The organism is Streptomyces sp. NPDC094032 (assembly GCF_040303965.1).
Classification (GTDB): domain Bacteria; phylum Actinomycetota; class Actinomycetes; order Streptomycetales; family Streptomycetaceae; genus Streptomyces.
This window is the reverse complement of the sequence record NZ_JBEOUE010000032.1, coordinates 1-17,731: the sequence shown is the minus strand read 5'-3', so window position 1 is coordinate 17,731 and position 17,731 is coordinate 1. Positions and strand designations below refer to the sequence as shown.

The following is a 17,731-nucleotide window of genomic DNA, read 5'->3' as shown; positions in this document are numbered from 1 at the left end:
CCCCTGACACACGCCGCGGGGCGGCCGGGTGCACCGGCCGCCCCGCAGTGAAGCGTTCCTCATTGTCGGGGGTGTCACACCCCGGACGGCACCTCGGTCTTGTCGTCCGAGGGGTCGGACTTCCCCCCGGCCGCGGCGAGGGCCTTGTTGCGCCGTACGGAGGACCAGAAGGACCAGCCGATGAGGACGACGCCGATGAGGCCGGTGACGATCTCGGGGATCTCGTACTGGATGGTGACCAGCAGGATCACGGCCAGGGCGCCGATGGCGTAGTGGGCGCCGTGCTCCAGGTAGACGTAGTCGTCGAGGGTGCCCTGCTTGACCAGGTAGACCGTGAGGGACCGGACGTACATGGCGCCGACGCCGAGGCCGAGGGCCATCAGGACGATGTCGTTGGTGATGGCGAAGGCGCCGATGACGCCGTCGAAGGAGAAGGAGGCGTCGAGGACCTCCAGGTAGAGGAACATGAAGAAGGCGGCCTTGCCGGCGAGCTGGACCGCGGAGGCCTTCTTGCCGCTGCGCTTGGCCTCTTCCTCGGCCTCGTGCTCGCGCTCCTCTTCCTCCTCCAGCTTGTTCTCGAAGTAGCCGGAGAGACCGCCGACGACGAGGTACGTGATGAGGCCGGCGACGCCGGAGATCAGCACCGTCTGGGCCTTGTCGACGTGCATGCCGCCGTGCTGGTGGGCCTGGGTCGCGAAGGTCATGGCGCTGATGAGCAGGACGATCAGGGCGATGCAGACCGACAGCATGTCGACCTTGCCCAGCTTGGCCAGCGGGCGCTCGATCCAGCGCAGCCACTGGATGTCACGCTCCTCGAAGATGAAGTCGAGGAAGATCATCAGCAGGAACATGCCACCGAAGGCGGCGATCGACGGGTGCGCGTCGGTGACCAGTTCCTGGTACCGGTCGGCGTCGTTGAGCGCCAGGTTGACGGCCTCGATGGGGCCGATCTTGGCGCTGATGGCGACGATCACGACGGGGAAGACGAGCCGCATGCCGAAGACGGCGATGAGCACGCCGATCGTGAGGAAGATCTTCTGCCAGAAGGCGTTCATCTTCTTCAGGATTCCGGCGTTGACGACCGCGTTGTCGAAGGAGAGCGAGATCTCCAGGATGCAGAGGATCGCGACGACTCCGAAGGCCTCCCACCCCCCGTAGACCACGGCGGCGGCCAGGCCGAGCGCAGTGATCGCGAACGACCAGCCGAAGGTTTTCAGAACCACTGTCTACCCCATCGTGTAATAACGCGGCTTTACGAAACGTTGACCCCGAAGTCTAGAGCGATGCCCCGGAGGCCGGACGCGTACCCCTGGCCGACCGCCCGGAACTTCCATTCGCCGTTGTAACGGTAGAGCTCGCCGAAGATCATCGCGGTCTCCGTGGAGGCGTCCTCGGAGAGGTCGTAGCGGGCGAGTTCCTGACCGTCCGTCTGGTTCACGACGCGGATGAACGCGTTCGCCACCTGGCCGAACGACTGGCCGCGGTTGTCGGCGTCGTGGATCGAGACGGGGAAGATGATCTTGTCGCAGTGGGCCGGGACCTTGCCGAGGTCCACGATGAGCGACTCGTCGTCGCCCTCACCCTCACCGGTGAGGTTGTCGCCAGTGTGTTCGACGGAGCCCTCGGGGCTCTTGAGGTTGTTGTAGAAGACGAAGTACTCGTCGCCGAGCACCCGCCCCGACTGGCACAGCAGGGCGCTGGCGTCGAGGTCGAAGGGGGCTCCGGTGGTGGAGCGCGCGTCCCAGCCGAGTCCCACCAGCACCTGGGTGAGGTTGGGTGCGGCCTTGGAGAGGGAGACATTGCCTCCCTTGGCGAGCGTGACGCCCATGACGGTGGTTCCTCCCCGCTGATGACTGCTGATGACTGCCGACGACCGCTGCTGACGGCTCTGGCTGCCGCTGAGGCGCGTACGGCGCCGCACGGAGGGTGCGGCGCCGTACGGATGCGTGGCGTCGGTCAGACGTTGACGCCGAAGTCCTGCGCGATGCCGCGCAGACCCGAGGCGTAGCCCTGGCCGACGGCGCGGAACTTCCACTCCGCACCGTTGCGGTACAGCTCGCCGAAGACCATGGCGGTCTCGGTCGAGGCGTCCTCCGACAGGTCGTAGCGCGCGATCTCGGCGCCGCCGGCCTGGTTCACGACGCGGATGAACGCGTTGCGGACCTGGCCGAAGGACTGCTGACGGTTGTCGGCGTCGTAGATCGAGACCGGGAAGACGATCTTGGTGACATCGGCCGGAACGCCGGCCAGGTTGACCTTGACCTGCTCGTCGTCGCCCTCGCCCTCGCCGGTGAGGTTGTCACCGGTGTGCTCGACGGAGCCGTCGGCGCTCTTCAGGTTGTTGAAGAACACGAAGTCCTGGTCGTTGCGGACCTTGCCCTCCGCGTTCACCAGGATGGCGCTGGCGTCGAGGTCGAAGTCCGTACCGGTGGTGGTGCGGACGTCCCAGCCCAGACCGACGGTGACGGCGGTCAGGCCAGGGGCCTCCTTGGTCAGCGAGACGTTGCCGCCCTTGCTGAGGCTGACTCCCACGAGTCCCTCCATTGTTTTCCAGGGGCAGCGCCCCCAGTCGTGCGTTGGCATCGGATCAACGTCTGGATCCTAGTGACGGGTTCCCCGCACAAACAGACGTTTCGCCCGAGTGTTGGACCGGGAGCCCCCGGCCGGAGTCCCGTGGGGCCCTCAGAGGGCCGCGAGGGCCTTGACGTACTCGTCCAGGTCCCGGGCGTCCGGGAGGGCGTTGACGACCGACCAGCGGACCGTCCCGGCCCGGTCGATGACGAAGGTGCCGCGCACGGCGCAGCCCTTGTCCTCGTCGAGCACGCCGTAGGCGCGGGAGGCCGCGCCGTGCGGCCAGAAGTCGGAGAGCAGCGGGAACTCCAGGCCCTCCTGCTCGCCGAAGACGCGCAGGGTGTGCATCGAGTCGGCGGAGACGGCGAGCAGCTGGGTGTCGTCGTTGACGAAGGTGTCCAGGTGGTCGCGGAGCTCGCGCAGCTCGCCGGTGCAGACGCCGGTGAAGGCGAAGGGGTAGAAGAACAGCACCACGTTGCGGCTGTCCGGGGAGTCCCCGAAGAAGTCGGAGAGCCGCACGGTGCGCCCGTGGTTGTCCTTCAGCTCGAAGTCCGGGGCCTGGGCGCCGATCTCGATCGCCATCGCGTACGCATCCCTTCGCCCGGCGGTCCAGCTCTTGGACCGATCCGGTGAAACCCACCCTAATGGGCGCCCGGTACGCGCGGAGCCCCCGCCGGTCGTGACCGGCGGGGGCTCCGTGCAGCGTATGGGGTCAGCGCTTGGGGCTGGCGAGGCGGGTGCCCACCCAGTCCTTAGCGACGCTGATGCTCTTGGTCTGGGAGAGACCTGCGGTCTGCGCGGCATCGCTGATGTCGCTCGGCTCGATGTAGCCGTCGCGACCGGTCTTCGGGGTCAGCAGCCAGATGTTGCCGCCTTCCTCCAGAAAACCGATGGCATCCACCAGGCCGTCGGTGAGATCACCGTCCTCGTCACGGAACCACAGCAGCACGACGTCGGCGACGTCGTCGTAGTCCTCGTCCACGAGGTCCTGGGCGATGAGGGATTCGATGCCTTCACGGAGATCGTGGTCGACGTCGTCGTCGTAGCCGATCTCCTGGACCACCTGTCCGGGCTCGAACCCCAGCCTCGCTGCCGGGTTGGTCCGCTCCTCCGCGTGGTCCGCGGTCGCGCTCACGGCTTGCCTCCTGATCGTGTTTGGAAAAGTGCTTCGACCGCGCGCGTACGCGCGGCGCTGGCCGTAGTCCACACGGGCCGGGGCGGATCGCGCAAGTACCCGGCCGTGGAGACCGCCGAAACGGTGACGTTTGGGGCCGTCTCGCCGCAACCTCCGGCGAGCGACCGTCGCGCTCCGTGACGATACGTGCACGCTTCGCCCCGTATTGCGGGACTCTGCGGCTTCAGTCTGCCGAACGCGCTGACGAAACGCATGCGCGGGATGGGCGTAAGGTTGCGATTTGACCGAACAAGGCACCTCGGGAGGGTTACCCCACGGTAAAGATGACGTTTGCCGTCGGCGGGGTACACGATGGTCATCCCGGCCTCCGCGGGTCCCTCCCCGTGGGCTCCACCGACCAGCGAAGGAACAGCGTGGCTTCCGCATCCGATCGCAACCCGATCATCATTGGCGGCCTTCCCAGCCAGGTCCCGGACTTCGATCCGGAAGAGACCCAGGAATGGCTCGACTCCCTGGACGCCGCCGTCGACGAGCGGGGCCGGGAGCGGGCTCGCTACCTCATGCTGCGGCTGATCGAGCGGGCGCGCGAGAAGCGGGTCGCCGTGCCCGAGATGCGCAGCACGGACTACGTCAACACCATCGCGACCAAGGACGAGCCGTTCTTCCCCGGCAACGAGGAGATCGAGCGCAGGGTCCTCAACGCGACCCGCTGGAACGCGGCCGTGATGGTCTCGCGCGCGCAGCGCCCCGGCATCGGCGTCGGCGGCCACATCGCGACCTTCGCGTCCTCCGCCTCGCTGTACGACGTGGGCTTCAACCACTTCTTCCGGGGCAAGGACGAGGGCGACGGCGGCGACCAGATCTTCTTCCAGGGGCACGCCTCCCCCGGCATCTACGCCCGCGCCTTCCTGCTCGACCGGCTGAACGAGACCCAGCTCGACGCCTTCCGCCAGGAGAAGTCGAAGTACCCGAACGGGCTTTCCTCGTACCCGCACCCGCGGCTGATGCCGGACTTCTGGGAGTTCCCGACCGTCTCGATGGGCCTCGGCCCGCTCGGCGCGATCTACCAGGCCCGGATGAACCGCTACATGGAGGCGCGCGGCATCGCCGACACCTCCAAGTCGCATGTGTGGGCCTTCCTCGGCGACGGCGAGATGGACGAGCCGGAGTCGCTCGGCCAGCTGACCATCGCGGCCCGGGAGAACCTGGACAACCTCACCTTCGTCGTCAACTGCAACCTCCAGCGCCTCGACGGCCCGGTGCGCGGCAACGGCAAGGTCATCCAGGAGCTGGAGTCGGTCTTCCGCGGCGCCGGCTGGAACGTCATCAAGCTGGTCTGGGACCGCTCCTGGGACCCGCTGCTCGCGCAGGACCGCGACGGCGTGCTCGTCAACCGGATGAACACCACGCCGGACGGCCAGTACCAGACGTACGCGACGGAGACCGGCGCCTACATCCGCGACCACTTCTTCGGCGACGACCAGCGGCTGCGGGCCATGGTCGAGAACATGACCGACGACCAGATCCTGCACCTGGGCCGCGGCGGTCACGACCACAAGAAGATCTTCGCCGCGTTCTCGGCGGCCAAGGCCCACAAGGGCCAGCCGACGGTGATCCTGGCCAAGACGGTCAAGGGCTGGACGCTGGGCCCCAACTTCGAGGGCCGCAACGCCACCCACCAGATGAAGAAGCTGACGGTCGACGACCTCAAGCGCTTCCGCGACCGGCTGCACATCCCGGTCACGGACAAGCAGCTGGAGGACGGCCTGCCGCCGTACTACCACCCGGGCCGGAACTCCGAGGAGATCCAGTACATGCACGACCGCCGCAAGGCGCTCGGCGGGTACGTCCCGACGCGGGTGGTCCGCGCCAAGCCGCTGGTCCTGCCCGAGGACAAGACCTACGCCGCGGTGAAGAAGGGCTCCGGCCAGCAGTCGATCGCCACCACGATGGCCTTCGTCCGGCTGCTCAAGGACCTGATGCGGGACAAGGAGATCGGCAGGCGCTTCGTGCTGATCGCGCCCGACGAGTACCGCACCTTCGGCATGGACTCGTTCTTCCCGAGCGCCAAGATCTACAACCCGCTCGGGCAGCAGTACGAGGCCGTGGACCGCGAACTGCTGCTGGCCTACAAGGAGTCCCCGACCGGCCAGATGCTGCACGACGGCATCTCGGAGGCCGGCTGCACGGCCTCGCTGATCGCCGCCGGCTCGGCCTACGCGACGCACGGCGAGCCGCTCATCCCGGTCTACGTCTTCTACTCGATGTTCGGCTTCCAGCGGACCGGCGACCAGTTCTGGCAGATGGCCGACCAGCTCGCGCGCGGCTTCGTGCTCGGCGCCACCGCCGGCCGCACGACGCTGACCGGCGAGGGCCTCCAGCACGCCGACGGCCACTCGCACCTGCTGGCCTCGACCAACCCGGGCTGTGTCGCCTACGACCCCGCCTTCGGCTTCGAGATCGCGCACATCGTGCAGGACGGTCTGCGGCGGATGTACGGCCCCCAGGCCGAGGACGTCTTCTACTACCTGACGGTCTACAACGAGCCGATCCAGCACCCGGCCGAGCCCGAGAACGTGGACGCCGAGGGCATCCTCAAGGGCATCCACCGCTACCGGGCCGGAGAGTCCGGGGCCATCCCCGCGCAGATCATGGCTTCCGGCGTCGCCGTGCCGTGGGCCCTTGAGGCCCAGCGGATCCTGGCCGAGGAGTGGAACGTGCGCGCCGACGTCTGGTCGGCCACGTCCTGGAACGAACTGCGCCGCGAGGCCGTGGACGTGGAGCAGCACAACCTGCTCCACCCGGACGAGGAGCAGCGCGTCCCGTACGTGACCCGCAAGCTGCAGTCGGCCCAGGGCCCGTTCGTGGCCGTCTCCGACTGGATGCGCTCGGTGCCGGACCAGATCTCCCGCTGGGTGCCGGGCCGTTACACCTCGCTGGGCGCGGACGGCTTCGGCTTCGCGGACACCCGGGGCGCGGCCCGCCGCTTCTTCCACATCGACGCCCAGTCGATCGTGCTGGCGGTCCTGACCGAGCTGGCCCACGAGGGCAAGATCGACCGGTCGGCCCTGAAGCAGGCCGTGGACCGCTACCAGCTGCTCGACGTGGCGGCGGCGGACCCGGGCGCCGCGGGCGGCGACGCGTAGCACATATCCGCTGGTGAGGGCGGTGGGGCCGGGCGGTCCCGCCGCCCTTCCGCGTTCCCTACGATGCCGGGCATGAAGGATCGTCCGGATCACCCGTCATGAAGGACCGCCGGGACCTCTGGGAAGCACGCACCCAGACGCCGCTGCTCGTGCTGGCCGTGGCCTTCGGCCTCGCCTACGCCGTGCCGATCGTGGCGCCCGGCGCCGACCCGTGGGTGCACCGGCTGTGCACCCATGTGGAGTGGGCGGTGTGGGCCGCGTTCGCCCTGGACTACCTGGTGCGCCTCGCGCTCGCCCCGGCCAAGTGGGCGTTCGTGCGGGGGCATCCGCTGGATCTGCTCGCGGTGATACTGCCGATGGTGCAGCCGCTGCGGCTGCTGCGGGTGGTGTCGACGCTCCTCCTGGTGGGTCGGCGGGCCCGGATGGCCCCGCAGATAACGCTCACCACCTATGTGGCGGGCGCGGTGGTCGGGCTGATGATGTTCGGCTCGCTGGCCGTGCTCCATGTGGAGCGGGACGCGCCGAACGGCAACATCAAGACGCTGGGGGACGCGGTCTGGTGGTCCTTCACCACGATGACCACCGTCGGCTACGGCGACCACGCCCCGACCACGGGCCTGGGCCGGGTGCTCGCGGTGGGCCTGATGCTGTCGGGCATCGCCCTGCTCGGTGTGGTGACCGCCAACATCGCCGCCTGGTTCATCGCACGCTTCGAGCGGGACGACGAGACCGAGCGCCGACAGCTGGCGCTCCTGGAGGCGCTGACCGTCGAGGTGCGGGAGCTGCGGGCCGAGGTCGCGCGCCTCTCGGTCCCGCCGCCCGGCACCCCGGACGTCCCGGCGCCGGCCCCTACCTCTCCCAGATCTTGAAGGCCCGGATCTGGTAGGGCGTCTGGGGCACCCAGGTCCCGCGCCCCGGATAGGTCTCGAACTCGCCGGTCTCCGCGCACTCGGCGGACTGGTAGGTGGTGACCGGCCGCCCGGTCCGGTTGGCGAGGGCCTGGGCGCTCGTCCCCGGTGGCAGGGCGACGCAGCTCTCGATGTCGACCGAGGACAGCTCGTGGCTCTGCGCCCGGCCCTTGAAGTCGGCCTTCGGCCACAGGCACAGCTGCCCCGGCCCGCAGGGCCCCAAGGCGGTGCCGCTCAGTGCCGCCCGGCTCAGCGCGGTGCCGCTCGGGGCCGACGCGACGGCCGGGACGGCGAGGACGCCCAGGACGCCCATGAGGAGGACCAGGGCCGCTCCGGCGGCAGGCATCGTCTTCGTATACATGCAGGTGAACCCCCGTTTCGTAACTCTCTGTAATCACGAGCATGGCGGAGGTCGGCCAGGAACGGAAGAGGGGCCGCCCCCGTTCACGCGAACGGGTGACGGCCCCTCGGGACTGCCTGGTCAGATGTGGCCCACGCCCGCGCCCGCCTCCGCGTTGGCGCCGCGCTTGGTGAGCGTGGCGACCAGGGCGGCGACGACGGCCACGACACCGGCGACGGTGAAGGCGAGGCCCATGCCGTCCATGAACGTGTCGTGGATGACCTTGCCGATCACCTGGACCATGTCGGGCGTCATGCCGGGGGCCTTGGCGAGCTCCGGCGGCACCATGCCGAACTCGGCGGCCTGCTCCAGGCGCGGGTCCGCCGGGAGCGGCAGCCCGGACGCGACCCAGTTCCCCTCGAAGGCGCTGGACACCTTGGAGGACATCACCGCGCCCAGCACGGCCGTGCCGAGGGCGCCGCCGACCTGCATCGCGGCCTGCTGGAGACCGCCGGCCACGCCGGAGAGCTCCAGCGGCGCGTTGCCGACGATGACCTCGGTGGCGCCGACCATGACCGGGGCCAGGCCCAGACCGAGCAGCCCGAACCAGAGGGACATCGCGAAGGTGCCCGTACCGGAGGTGAGGGTGATCATGCCGAACATCGCGACGGCGGTGCAGACCATGCCGCCGACCAGCGGGACGCGCGGGCCGAACTTGGTGATCAGCGCGCCGGCCAGCGGCGAGGAGACGATCATCATGCCGGTCAGCGGCAGCAGGTGCATGCCACTGTCGACCGGGCTGAGCCCCTTCACGCCCTGGAGGTAGAAGGTGACGAAGAAGAGGCCGCCCATGAAGGCGAAGGCCATCAGGACCATCAGCACCACACCGGCCGAGAGCGGCACGGAGCGGAACATGCCCAGCGGGATGAGCGGCTCCTTGACCCGGGTCTCCCAGAAGGCGAAGAGGCCGAAGAGCACCAGCGCGCCGATCAGGCAGCCCCAGGTGTTGAGGCTGGACCAGCCCCAGGACTCACCGGCCTTGATGATGCCCCAGATGAGGGAGGCCATGGCGCCGGAGAGCAGCAGGATGCCGAGGACGTCGAAGGAGCGCGGGGCGTTCTCGGCGCGGTGGTCCTTGAGGATCACCAGGCCGAGGACGAGCGCGAGGACGCCGACCGGCACGTTGATGAAGAAGACGGACTGCCAGCTGACGTGCTCGACGAGCAGACCGCCGACGATCGGGCCGCCCGCGGTCGAGGCGCCGATGACCATGCCCCAGATGCCGATGGCCATGTTGAGCTTCTCGGCCGGGAAGGTCGCGCGCAGCAGGCCGAGCGCGGCCGGCATGAGCAGGGCGCCGAAGAGGCCCTGGAGGACGCGGAAGCCGACCACGAGCCCGATCGAGCTCGACAGGCCGATCGCGCCGGAGGAGGCGGCGAAGCCCGCGATGCCGATGATGAAGGTCTGGCGGTGCCCGAAGCGGTCGCCCAGCTTGCCGGCGGTGATCAGGGCGACGGCCAGCGCGAGGAGGTAGCCGTTGGTGATCCACTGGACCTCGGCGAGCGAGGCCTGGAGGTCGTCCTTGATGGCGGGGTTGGCGATGGCGACGATCGTGCCGTCGAGCGCCACCATCATCACGCCGACCGCGACGGCGAACAGCGTCAACCAGGGATGACCGCGCAGCCCCTTCGGCTGATCCGGGGCCGGAGTCGCGTCGGGCGTCCGGCCACCCCCCTGCCCCTGCGGGGTCTTTTCCACGGTGGTCTGACTAGTCATGCCGTGAGGCTAATGTCAGTCACTGACAATTGACTAATCAGTTCACGCGACGGTAACTGTCATGTTGCTCACAGGTACGCTGAGCTGGACGAAGCGGCCGAAATCGAGACGGCCGAGACGGCGGAGACGACGGAAGGGGGCACGGCGGTGACGGTTCCCGGTCTGCGCGAGCGGAAGAAGCAGCGCACCCGCGACGCGCTGATCCGAGTGGCCCTGGAGCTCTTCACCACCCAGGGGTACGAGGGGACGACCGTCGACGAGATCGCCGACGCGGTCGAGGTCTCCCAGCGCACGTTCTTCCGCTACTTCGCCTCCAAGGAGGACGTGGCCTTCGCCGTCCAGCAGATGGTGGAGGAGCGGTTCATGCGCGCGCTGACCGAGCGGCCCCCCGAGGAGGGCCCGTTCGACGCGATGCGCAACGCGGTGCTCAGCGCCTGGGACACCATCGGCGAGGCCATCGCCGAGGTCGTCCCCGTCGAGCTCTATCTCCGCAGCTTCCAGGTCATCGAGTCCACGCCCGCCCTGCTCGCGGTCCATCTGCGCCGCTCCACGGAGATGGAGGAGTCCATCGCCCGGGTGATCGCCGACCGCGAGGGCCTCGACGTGGACGCGGATCCGCGCCCCCGGATCGCCGTGGCGGCGTTCAGCGGCGTGATGCGGGTGACCGGCCAGCTGTGGGGGCGGGGCGGGGACCCGACCCTGGAGGCGATCCGCGCGCTCACCGAGCGGTATCTGGACCACCTGGGCCCGGCTCTCGCGCCGCGCTGGAGGACCTGACCCGACGCACCGGCGGACCTGACCCGACGCACCGGCGGCCGTGACCGAACACGCCGGACGCGAGCTCCGCGTACGCCCCCGCACGCCCCGGCGCCCCTCACCGCGCGAGCTCCGCGTACGCCCCCGCGCACGCAACGTCACCGCGCGCCGCCTGTCGCGTGATCCCCGTCACTCACCCGCCCGGCGGTACGACCACGCCCCCTAGGGTGGCTCGCGATGCCTCCCCTCGACACCTCCCCCTCCCTCTCCGTCTGGCGCATGCTGCTCGCGCTGGCCGTGGTGTTCGTCTTCCTCGCGACCACCGGGTGGACCACGATCCGGCATCAGAGCACGCCGGGAGAGACCCGCGAGAGCACGCTCGCCGCGTGGGCCCACGGCCGGGTCGGGCACCGCCCGCTGCCCGACGCGACGGCCCCGGCCCGTACGATCGCGGCCTTCTTCGCCTCCCTCTCCCCCGCGCAGCGCATCCGCCTCGCCGACCGCTACCCGCTCGTCGTCGGCAACCTCAACGGCGTCCCTGTCACCCTCCGCTACCACGCGAACCATGTGTCGCTCGCCCACGCGCTCGACGCCGAGCGGGGCCGGGTCGACGACCCCCGGCTCAACGCCGACGGACTGCACGAGGCCCGCCGCCGGGTGGACCGCTTCCGGTCGCTGATGCGCCCGGGGCGCCAGATCCTCGCCTTCGACCCGACCGGTACGGGACGGACCGCGGAGGTCCTCGGCGATCTGGAGCGGACCCGGCGGGTGTCGGTGATCGTGCCGGGTGTCGACACCAATCTGCTCACCTTCCAGAAGACCGCCCGGATGTACTCGGCCCCGGCCGGCATGGCCACCTCCCTCTACGCCGCCGAGCACCGCGCCGACCCGGGCGCCAGGACCGCCGTCATCGCCTGGGCCGACTACACCGCCCCGGTCGGCGTCGGGATCGACGCGGCCATCGGGCGGCTCGCCGAGAACGGCGCCGTACGGCTCGTCGACCTGACCGGCGCGCTGCCCGGCGACGCGCCGGTGAGCCTGTTCTGCCACAGCTACGGCTCCGTGCTCTGCGGGGTCGCCGCCTCCCGGCTGCCCGCGCGGGTGACGGACGTCGTGGTCGCGGGCAGCCCCGGCATGCGCGCCGAGCGCGCCGCCGACCTCGCCACCCCGGCCCGTATCTGGGCGATGCGGGACTCCGGCGACTGGATCGCCGACGTCCCGCACGTGGAGGTCGGCGGGGTGGGCCACGGGGCCGACCCGGTGGCCCCCGAGTTCGGCGCGCGGCTGCTCTCGGCGGCCGGGGCGAGCGGCCACGCCGGATACTTCGAGCCCGGCACCGGGAGCCTCGCGAACTTCGCGGCGATAGGCGTCGGCGCGTACGGCGAGCTGACCTGCGCCGCCGCGGACAGCGCCTGCCGCAGGGGAATCTCCGGTGCGGAAGCCGCCTGACGCGCGTAGATCACGGTGGATTTCGGGCGTTCCCGCAGGGGCGACGCCGGGGCATACGCCGCATACGATGAGCCGTATGGGTGATGTGCTGGCCGGAATTCATGCCACCTGGCAGTTCGAGAGCGACGCCATCGTCATCCGTTTCGAACGGGGGATCCGCACGCCGAGGCTCTTCGGCACGCTGCGCGAACGGCGCATCCCGCACGAGGCGCTGGCGTCCGTGACGCTCGCCCCGGGCAAGCGGGGCACCGTGGTGCTGCACGCCGTGCCGAGAGCCGGGGCCGATCCGCTGGTCGAGGCGGCGGCGGGGCAGCTGAAGGAGGGGGGCGACCCCTACCGGCTCGTGCTGCCCGCCGAGCGCGAGGCCCCCGCCGCGTACTACCGCGACGAACTCCTCGGGCTGCTCCCCCCGGACGCGGCGGAGCCCGCGGACTGCTTCCTGGTCGCGGCGCCGCAGGGACCGCAGTCCTTCAAGGCGTACGACGGTAAGGCCAGCTTCGACGGGTCCGCCGAGGTCGCCTTCCGCTGGTCCCGCACGGGGGCGTCCTCGGAGAAGTGGCGAGCGGGCGACCAGATCTTCGCGATACGGGAGCTCAACGGGGTCGAGTGGCACTCGCCCGAGTCCCCGGACGGCTGCCTGCGGCTGCTGGCGCGCCCCGACGCGTGCGGCTCGCCCCGTCCGGCCCACCCGGAGCACGACCCGGCCTCGGTGGTCTTCGGGCTCGGCTACGGGCCGGTGCACGAGTCGCTGCCCTTCGCCGCCGCCGTGCTCGCCGCGATCCGCGGCTCCGCGCGGGTCCCCGCCATCCCCGGGGCGTCCCGGCCCTACGACCCCGCGGGAGTTGCGGAAAGGATTCGGCGCCTCGGGGAGCTGCACCAGGCGGGCCTCGTGACCGACGAGGAGTTCTCCTCAAGGAAGGCCGAGTTGCTGGCCGAGCTGTAGGGCCTCGCCCGGACGCGCCCCAGCCCCGGCTCCCGACTCGTGCCCGGCCCGGAACCGGCCCCCACCCCGTACCCCGGTATGAGCACACGGCCCCACCCCGGTATGACGTCCGCCGCCACCGGGCCCGCCTACCCTGGGCGGGCCATGAAGGAAGAACAGCGGCGTCGGCCGCACATGCCACCGGTGGGCGTCCGCGTCCGCGACGGGTTCCGCAGCCTCGGGACCCGGGCGGCCGGGCCGCTGCGCGCCACCGGCGTCCGGGTGAACGGGCTGCTGCGCGCCTTCGGGCTCGCGCTCGCCACGCCCACCGCCTCCGGTGAGGCGCTGCTCGCCCGGGCCTCCTCGCCCTGGGTGCGGCTGCTGCCGTACGGGGTCGCGCTGGCGTTCGTCGCCGCGCTGCTGCCCGTCACGGTCAATGTCCTCGTCAACGACTACGGGGGCAACGGCGCCCTCGCCGGGGCGCTCGCCACCGCGCAGACCGCGCCCCTGCTGCTCGCCGTCACCCGGCCCCTCCAGGCCTGGTGGGTGATCTTCACGGCGGACGTCGCCGGCGGCTTCGTGCTGCTCGCCTCCGACGGGGTCGACGGGCGGCCCTGGCCGTGGACGCCGATGATCGTGGTCGGCTATCTGGCGCTGATGCTCGCCCTCGGTCTGCGCGAGTCCCGGCGCGCCCTCATCGGGGTGTGGCTGGTGACCGGCGCCGCCGGAGCCGTCTTCGACATCTTCTCGCCGCACCGGCCCGGCGGCATCACCCTGCTCCTCTTCGTGCTCAGCGGCGTCGTCCTGCTGATCACCGCGACCCTGCGGGGCCGCGGCGACGTCGAGCGGCGACTCGTCGAGCAGGAGACCATCAGCGAGGCCGAGCGGGCCCGCCGCACCCTCCTGGAGGAGCGGGCCCGGATCGCCCGCGAGCTGCACGACGTGGTCGCGCACCACATGTCGGTGATCACCGTGCAGGCGGACTCCGCCCCGTACCGCATCCCCGGACTGCCGGACGCGGCCCGCGAGGAGTTCGCCTCGATCGCGGCGGGCGCCCGCGAGTCGCTCGCCGAGATGCGGCGGCTGCTCGTGGTGCTGCGCAGCGAGGGCACGGAGGGCGAGCGGGCCCCGCAGCCCGGGCTCGACCGGGTGCAGCAGCTGGTCGAGGCGACGGTACGGGCCGGGGTACCGGCCGAGCTGTCCCTCGCCGCCGAGCTGGGCGACGTACCGCAGGCGGTGGACCTCTCGGCGTACCGGATCGTGCAGGAGGCCCTCGCCAACGTCGTCCGGCACGCGCCGGGCGCCGCCACCCGGGTGTCGGTGCGCCCGGACGGCGAGGGCTGGCTGAACGTCCTGGTCGTCAACGGGCCCGCCGAGGGGCGCGGTTCGCCGGTCGAGGGCGGCTCGGGGACCGGTCACGGGCTCGTCGGGATGCGCGAGCGCGTACGGTTGACGGGCGGCTCGCTCGACACCGGGCCGCTGCCGGACGGGGGCTTCCGGGTCGCCGCCCGGCTGCCGCTGGGGACCACCGACAGCTGAGGAAGCCCGTGACCATCCGTGTGATCATCGTCGACGACCAGGCCATGGTGCGGGCGGGGTTCGCCGCGCTGCTCGCCGCGCAGGCCGACATCGACGTGGTGGGCGAGGCGCCGGACGGGCGGCAGGGCGTGGAGGTGGCCCGCGCCACCCGCCCGGACGTGGTCCTCATGGACGTACGGATGCCGGAGCTGGACGGGCTCGCGGCGGCGCGGGAGATCCTGAACCCGCCGCCGGGCGTGGTGCACCGCCCCAAGGTGCTGATGCTCACCACCTTCGACGTGGACGACTACGTGTACGAGGCGCTGCGCGCCGGAGCCTCCGGCTTCCTCCTGAAGGACGCGCCCCCGGCCGACCTGATCGCGGCGGTCCGGGTGGTGGCGGCCGGCGAGGCGCTGCTCGCGCCCTCCGTGACCCGCCGGCTGATCGCCGACTTCACCGCGTCGAGGCCCGCGCCCCGCGCCGACCGGGCGGCGCTGCGTCTCAACGGGCTGACCCCGCGCGAGACGGAGGTCCTGGAGCTGATCGCCCGGGGCCTGTCGAACCAGGAGATCGCCGACCACCTGGTACTGGCCGAGCAGACCGTGAAGACCCACATCGGGCGGGTGCTGGCCAAGCTGGACGTGCGCGACCGGGCGCAGGCGGTGGTCTTCGCGTACGAATCCGGCCTGGTGACGCCGGGTCAGGGGCGCTAGCCCCGGGGTCGCCCCCGGGGTTAGCCCCCGGGGGCTAACCCCACCCCCGGCCTGGGGCGGGCCGGTCGTCCTCCCCCTACCCGGGTATCGGTTCACGGTTGGCGCTCCGGTGTGACGCCCGGCCACCCGTCCCCTTCCTACCTTCCTCTCGCCAACGTCGAGAGAGAGGAAGGGCCGCCCCATGCGCCGCTTCACGAGGACCCTGGTCGCCGCCGCGCTCGCCGCGACCGTGGTGGCCGGGACCGCAGGCTGGGCGTCCGGCAGCAGCCAGCAGCCCGTGACGGGCGCGCCGGTCGGGACGGACGCGTGGCGGGCCGCCGGGCTGCCGGACCCGGAGCGGATGACGTCCGGTCAGACCGCCGCGTACTTCCGGTCCCTGAGCCCGCAGCGGCAGCGCGAGCTGGCCGCCGCCCACCCCACCGTCGTGGGCAACCTCGACGGCGCCCCGCTCGCGCTGCGCTACGCGGCCAACGCCCGGTCCGCCGGGGCCCGGTTCGCCGGGCAGCAGGTCCTCGCGTACGACCCCCGGGGGCGGGGCCAGGCGGTGCTGGTCTTCGGGGATCTGGCGCGGGCCGCGCACGTGGCCGTGATCGTGCCCGGGTCCGACATCGACGCGGGGAACCTCGGGCCGCTCAGCCGCAAGGCCGACGCCCTGCTCGCGGCCACCGGCGGCCGGACCGCCGTCGTCGCCTGGGCCGGCTACACCACCCCCGTCGGGGTCGGTCTGGACGCCGCCACCGGGGACCTGGCCGAGGCCGGGGCGGCCCGGCTGACCCGCTTCACCGAGGGGCTCACCGCCGTCGGCGCCGCCGAGCCCTCGGTCTTCTGCCACAGCTACGGCTCCGTCGTGTGCGGGCTCGCCGCGCGCGGGCTGAAGGCCAAGGACCTCGTCGTCCTCGGCTCCCCCGGGATGCGCGCCGACAACGCCGCCGCGCTCGGCACCTCGGCCCGGGTGTGGGCCGCCAAGGACCCCACCGACTGGATCGACCGGGTCCCCTTCGTCGAGGTGGCCGGTCTCGGGCACGGCACCGACCCGACCGCCCCGGAGTTCGGCGCCCGCGTGATCGACGCCGGTGACGCCCTCGGCCACGACGGCTACTTCGCGCCCGGCACCACCTCCCTCCGTACCTTCGCCGCCATCACCGAGGGAGTCGCCCGATGAGCTCGCCCCAGACCCTGGTCCGACGCATCGAGGCCCGCACCCCGGCCCACCGTGACCGTGCGATCGACGGGCTGCGCGCGCTCGCGCTGCTCGCCGTGCCCACCGGGCACTGGCTGCTCGGCGGGTTCACGCTCTCCGCCGACGGCGCGATCCACAACGCCAGCCCGCTCTCCGCCTTCGGCGGCCTCGCCCCGGTGAGCTGGATCCTCCAGATGCTGGGCATCTTCTTCCTCGTCGGCGGGTACGCGTCGGTGCTGTCCTTCCGGCGCCACGAGGGCCCGGTCCGGGACTGGCTCAAGGCCCGGCTCGCGCGGCTCGGGCGTCCCGTGCTCGGGGTCACCGCCGTGTGGGCGGGGCTGCTGCCGCTGCTGCACTTCGGGGTGGGCGTGCCCGTCGACACGCTGCGGACGGCGTCCACGCTGGTGATCCAGCCGCTGTGGTTCGTGGGCGTCTACACGGTCGTCACCGCGCTCACCCCGTACTGCGTCCGGGCCGCCCGGCGGCTGGGTGTGTGGGCGGCGGCCCCGCTGCTCGGGTCGGTCGCCGTCGTCGATCTGCTGCGGTACGGGCCGTACGCCGACGCCGTGCCGTCGTGGCTGAGCGTGCTCAACATCCTGCCGGGGTGGCTCTTCGCGTATCAGCTCGGTGTCTCGTGGGGTGTGGGGCGGGTCAGCCGGCGGCATGCCTGGGGGCTGCTGATCGGGGGCGTCGCGCTCTTCGGCGCGCTGCTCGTCTGGTTCGGTTACCCCGCGTCGATGGTCGGTGTGCCCGGTGAGGCCCGTACCAATTCGCATCCGCCGTCGCTGCTCGTGCTTGCGCTGGCTGCCGGGCAGAGTGGTGCGGCGATTCTGCTGCGGGAGCGGATCGGGAAGCTGTTGCGGAGGCCTGCGGTGTGGGCGCCGGTGGTTGTGATCAATCTGTCGGCTATGACGATTCTTTGCTGGCATCAGACGGCGATGCTGGCTGCGGCGATTCCCGCGTCGTACGTGGGGGAGGTCGGCGGGCTGGTCGGGGCGCCCGACTCGGTCAGCTGGATTTTTGCCCGGCTGGCCTGGATGCCGGTCTTTGCCGGGCTGCTTGTCCTGATCGGGCGATACGCGCGGGGGTTCGAGTCCCCGTGGGCGCGGACCGGCAACGCCATGCGGGCGCTTGCGGGGGTTCTGGCGGCCGGGTTCGCGGTGTTCGCGCTTGGGTTGGCGTGAGGGGGGCGGGTGCGGGTTCAAGCGACTGGAGCGGAGGCGCCCGCATAGGGCGCCGTCCCGTTGTGCCCACCCGTCCCGCCCCAGCGGGACGATTGCCCACAACGGGGGGGGCGGGGGGGCGGGACGATTCACA

At 71.5% G+C, this 17,731-nt stretch carries 16 protein-coding genes; 9 read left to right on the top strand and 7 right to left on the bottom strand.

Annotated features, from left to right (window positions below; genetic code table 11):
• Window positions 1-74: 74 nt before the first annotated feature.
• The 5 genes from ABTZ54_RS31330 to ABTZ54_RS31310 form a co-directional block, all read right to left on the bottom strand.
• The gene (locus tag ABTZ54_RS31330) at window positions 75-1,223 is read right to left on the bottom strand and encodes a DUF475 domain-containing protein (protein ID WP_351669674.1); all 1,149 of its coding nucleotides are present in this window, start codon (window positions 1,221-1,223) and stop codon (window positions 75-77) included.
• A gap of 29 nt (window positions 1,224-1,252) precedes the next feature.
• Window positions 1,253-1,828 carry a TerD family protein gene (locus ABTZ54_RS31325; RefSeq protein WP_351669672.1) on the bottom strand — a complete coding sequence of 192 codons (576 nt, stop codon included), beginning with the start codon at window positions 1,826-1,828 and terminating at the stop codon, window positions 1,253-1,255.
• Between the two features lie 128 nt (window positions 1,829-1,956).
• Window positions 1,957-2,532 carry a TerD family protein gene (locus ABTZ54_RS31320; protein ID WP_351669670.1) on the bottom strand — a complete coding sequence of 192 codons (576 nt, stop codon included), beginning with the start codon at window positions 2,530-2,532 and terminating at the stop codon, window positions 1,957-1,959.
• A gap of 150 nt (window positions 2,533-2,682) precedes the next feature.
• Complete coding sequence (locus tag ABTZ54_RS31315) at window positions 2,683-3,153, bottom strand: peroxiredoxin (RefSeq protein ID WP_351669668.1); 471 nt, start codon at window positions 3,151-3,153, stop codon at window positions 2,683-2,685.
• A 130-nt stretch (window positions 3,154-3,283) separates the two neighbouring features.
• A complete protein-coding gene (locus tag ABTZ54_RS31310; RefSeq protein WP_351669666.1) occupies window positions 3,284-3,706 on the bottom strand; it encodes a DUF3052 domain-containing protein in 423 nt (140 codons plus the stop codon).
• A 413-nt stretch (window positions 3,707-4,119) separates the two neighbouring features.
• On the opposite strand from ABTZ54_RS31310, the gene aceE reads away from it, so the two are divergent.
• Complete coding sequence (gene aceE, locus ABTZ54_RS31305) at window positions 4,120-6,852, top strand: pyruvate dehydrogenase (acetyl-transferring), homodimeric type (protein ID WP_351669664.1); 2,733 nt, start codon at window positions 4,120-4,122, stop codon at window positions 6,850-6,852.
• Window positions 6,853-6,950: 98 nt separating this feature from the next.
• The gene (locus ABTZ54_RS31300) at window positions 6,951-7,721 is read left to right on the top strand and encodes a potassium channel family protein (RefSeq protein ID WP_351669662.1); all 771 of its coding nucleotides are present in this window, start codon (window positions 6,951-6,953) and stop codon (window positions 7,719-7,721) included.
• Here ABTZ54_RS31300 and ABTZ54_RS31295 read toward each other — a convergent pair.
• Together ABTZ54_RS31295 and ABTZ54_RS31290 are read right to left on the bottom strand one after the other, a co-directional pair.
• Window positions 7,702-8,121 (bottom strand): peptidase inhibitor family I36 protein, encoded by a 420-nt coding sequence (locus tag ABTZ54_RS31295; protein WP_351669660.1) that lies wholly within the window; start codon window positions 8,119-8,121, stop codon window positions 7,702-7,704. The two genes, ABTZ54_RS31300 and ABTZ54_RS31295, sit on opposite strands and share 20 nt — an antisense overlap.
• A gap of 120 nt (window positions 8,122-8,241) precedes the next feature.
• Window positions 8,242-9,876, bottom strand: coding sequence for an MFS transporter (locus ABTZ54_RS31290; RefSeq protein WP_351669658.1), 1,635 nt, complete (start codon window positions 9,874-9,876; stop codon window positions 8,242-8,244).
• A 147-nt stretch (window positions 9,877-10,023) separates the two neighbouring features.
• Here ABTZ54_RS31290 and ABTZ54_RS31285 point away from each other — a divergent pair, with 147 nt between their 5' ends.
• From ABTZ54_RS31285 to ABTZ54_RS31255, 7 genes are all read left to right on the top strand, one after another.
• Window positions 10,024-10,653, top strand: coding sequence for a TetR/AcrR family transcriptional regulator (locus tag ABTZ54_RS31285; RefSeq protein WP_351669656.1), 630 nt, complete (start codon window positions 10,024-10,026; stop codon window positions 10,651-10,653).
• Between the two features lie 216 nt (window positions 10,654-10,869).
• Entirely contained in the window at window positions 10,870-12,081 is a 1,212-nt protein-coding gene (locus ABTZ54_RS31280) for an alpha/beta hydrolase (protein WP_351669654.1), read from the top strand.
• Window positions 12,082-12,157: 76 nt separating this feature from the next.
• Window positions 12,158-13,024 (top strand): DUF4429 domain-containing protein, encoded by an 867-nt coding sequence (locus ABTZ54_RS31275; protein WP_351669652.1) that lies wholly within the window; start codon window positions 12,158-12,160, stop codon window positions 13,022-13,024.
• 144 nt (window positions 13,025-13,168) lie between these two features.
• On the top strand, window positions 13,169-14,542 hold the full coding sequence (locus tag ABTZ54_RS31270; RefSeq protein WP_351669650.1) for a sensor histidine kinase: 1,374 nt from the start codon (window positions 13,169-13,171) through the stop codon (window positions 14,540-14,542).
• A gap of 8 nt (window positions 14,543-14,550) precedes the next feature.
• Window positions 14,551-15,234: a response regulator gene (locus tag ABTZ54_RS31265; protein WP_351669648.1), complete on the top strand. Its 684-nt coding sequence runs from the start codon at window positions 14,551-14,553 to the stop codon at window positions 15,232-15,234.
• Between the two features lie 181 nt (window positions 15,235-15,415).
• Entirely contained in the window at window positions 15,416-16,396 is a 981-nt protein-coding gene (locus ABTZ54_RS31260) for an alpha/beta hydrolase (protein ID WP_351669646.1), read from the top strand.
• Window positions 16,393-17,598, top strand: a complete 1,206-nt coding sequence (locus ABTZ54_RS31255; RefSeq protein WP_351669644.1) for an acyltransferase family protein — start codon at window positions 16,393-16,395, stop codon at window positions 17,596-17,598. The genes ABTZ54_RS31260 and ABTZ54_RS31255 overlap by 4 nt, the downstream gene beginning before the upstream one ends.
• Window positions 17,599-17,731 lie beyond the last annotated feature (133 nt).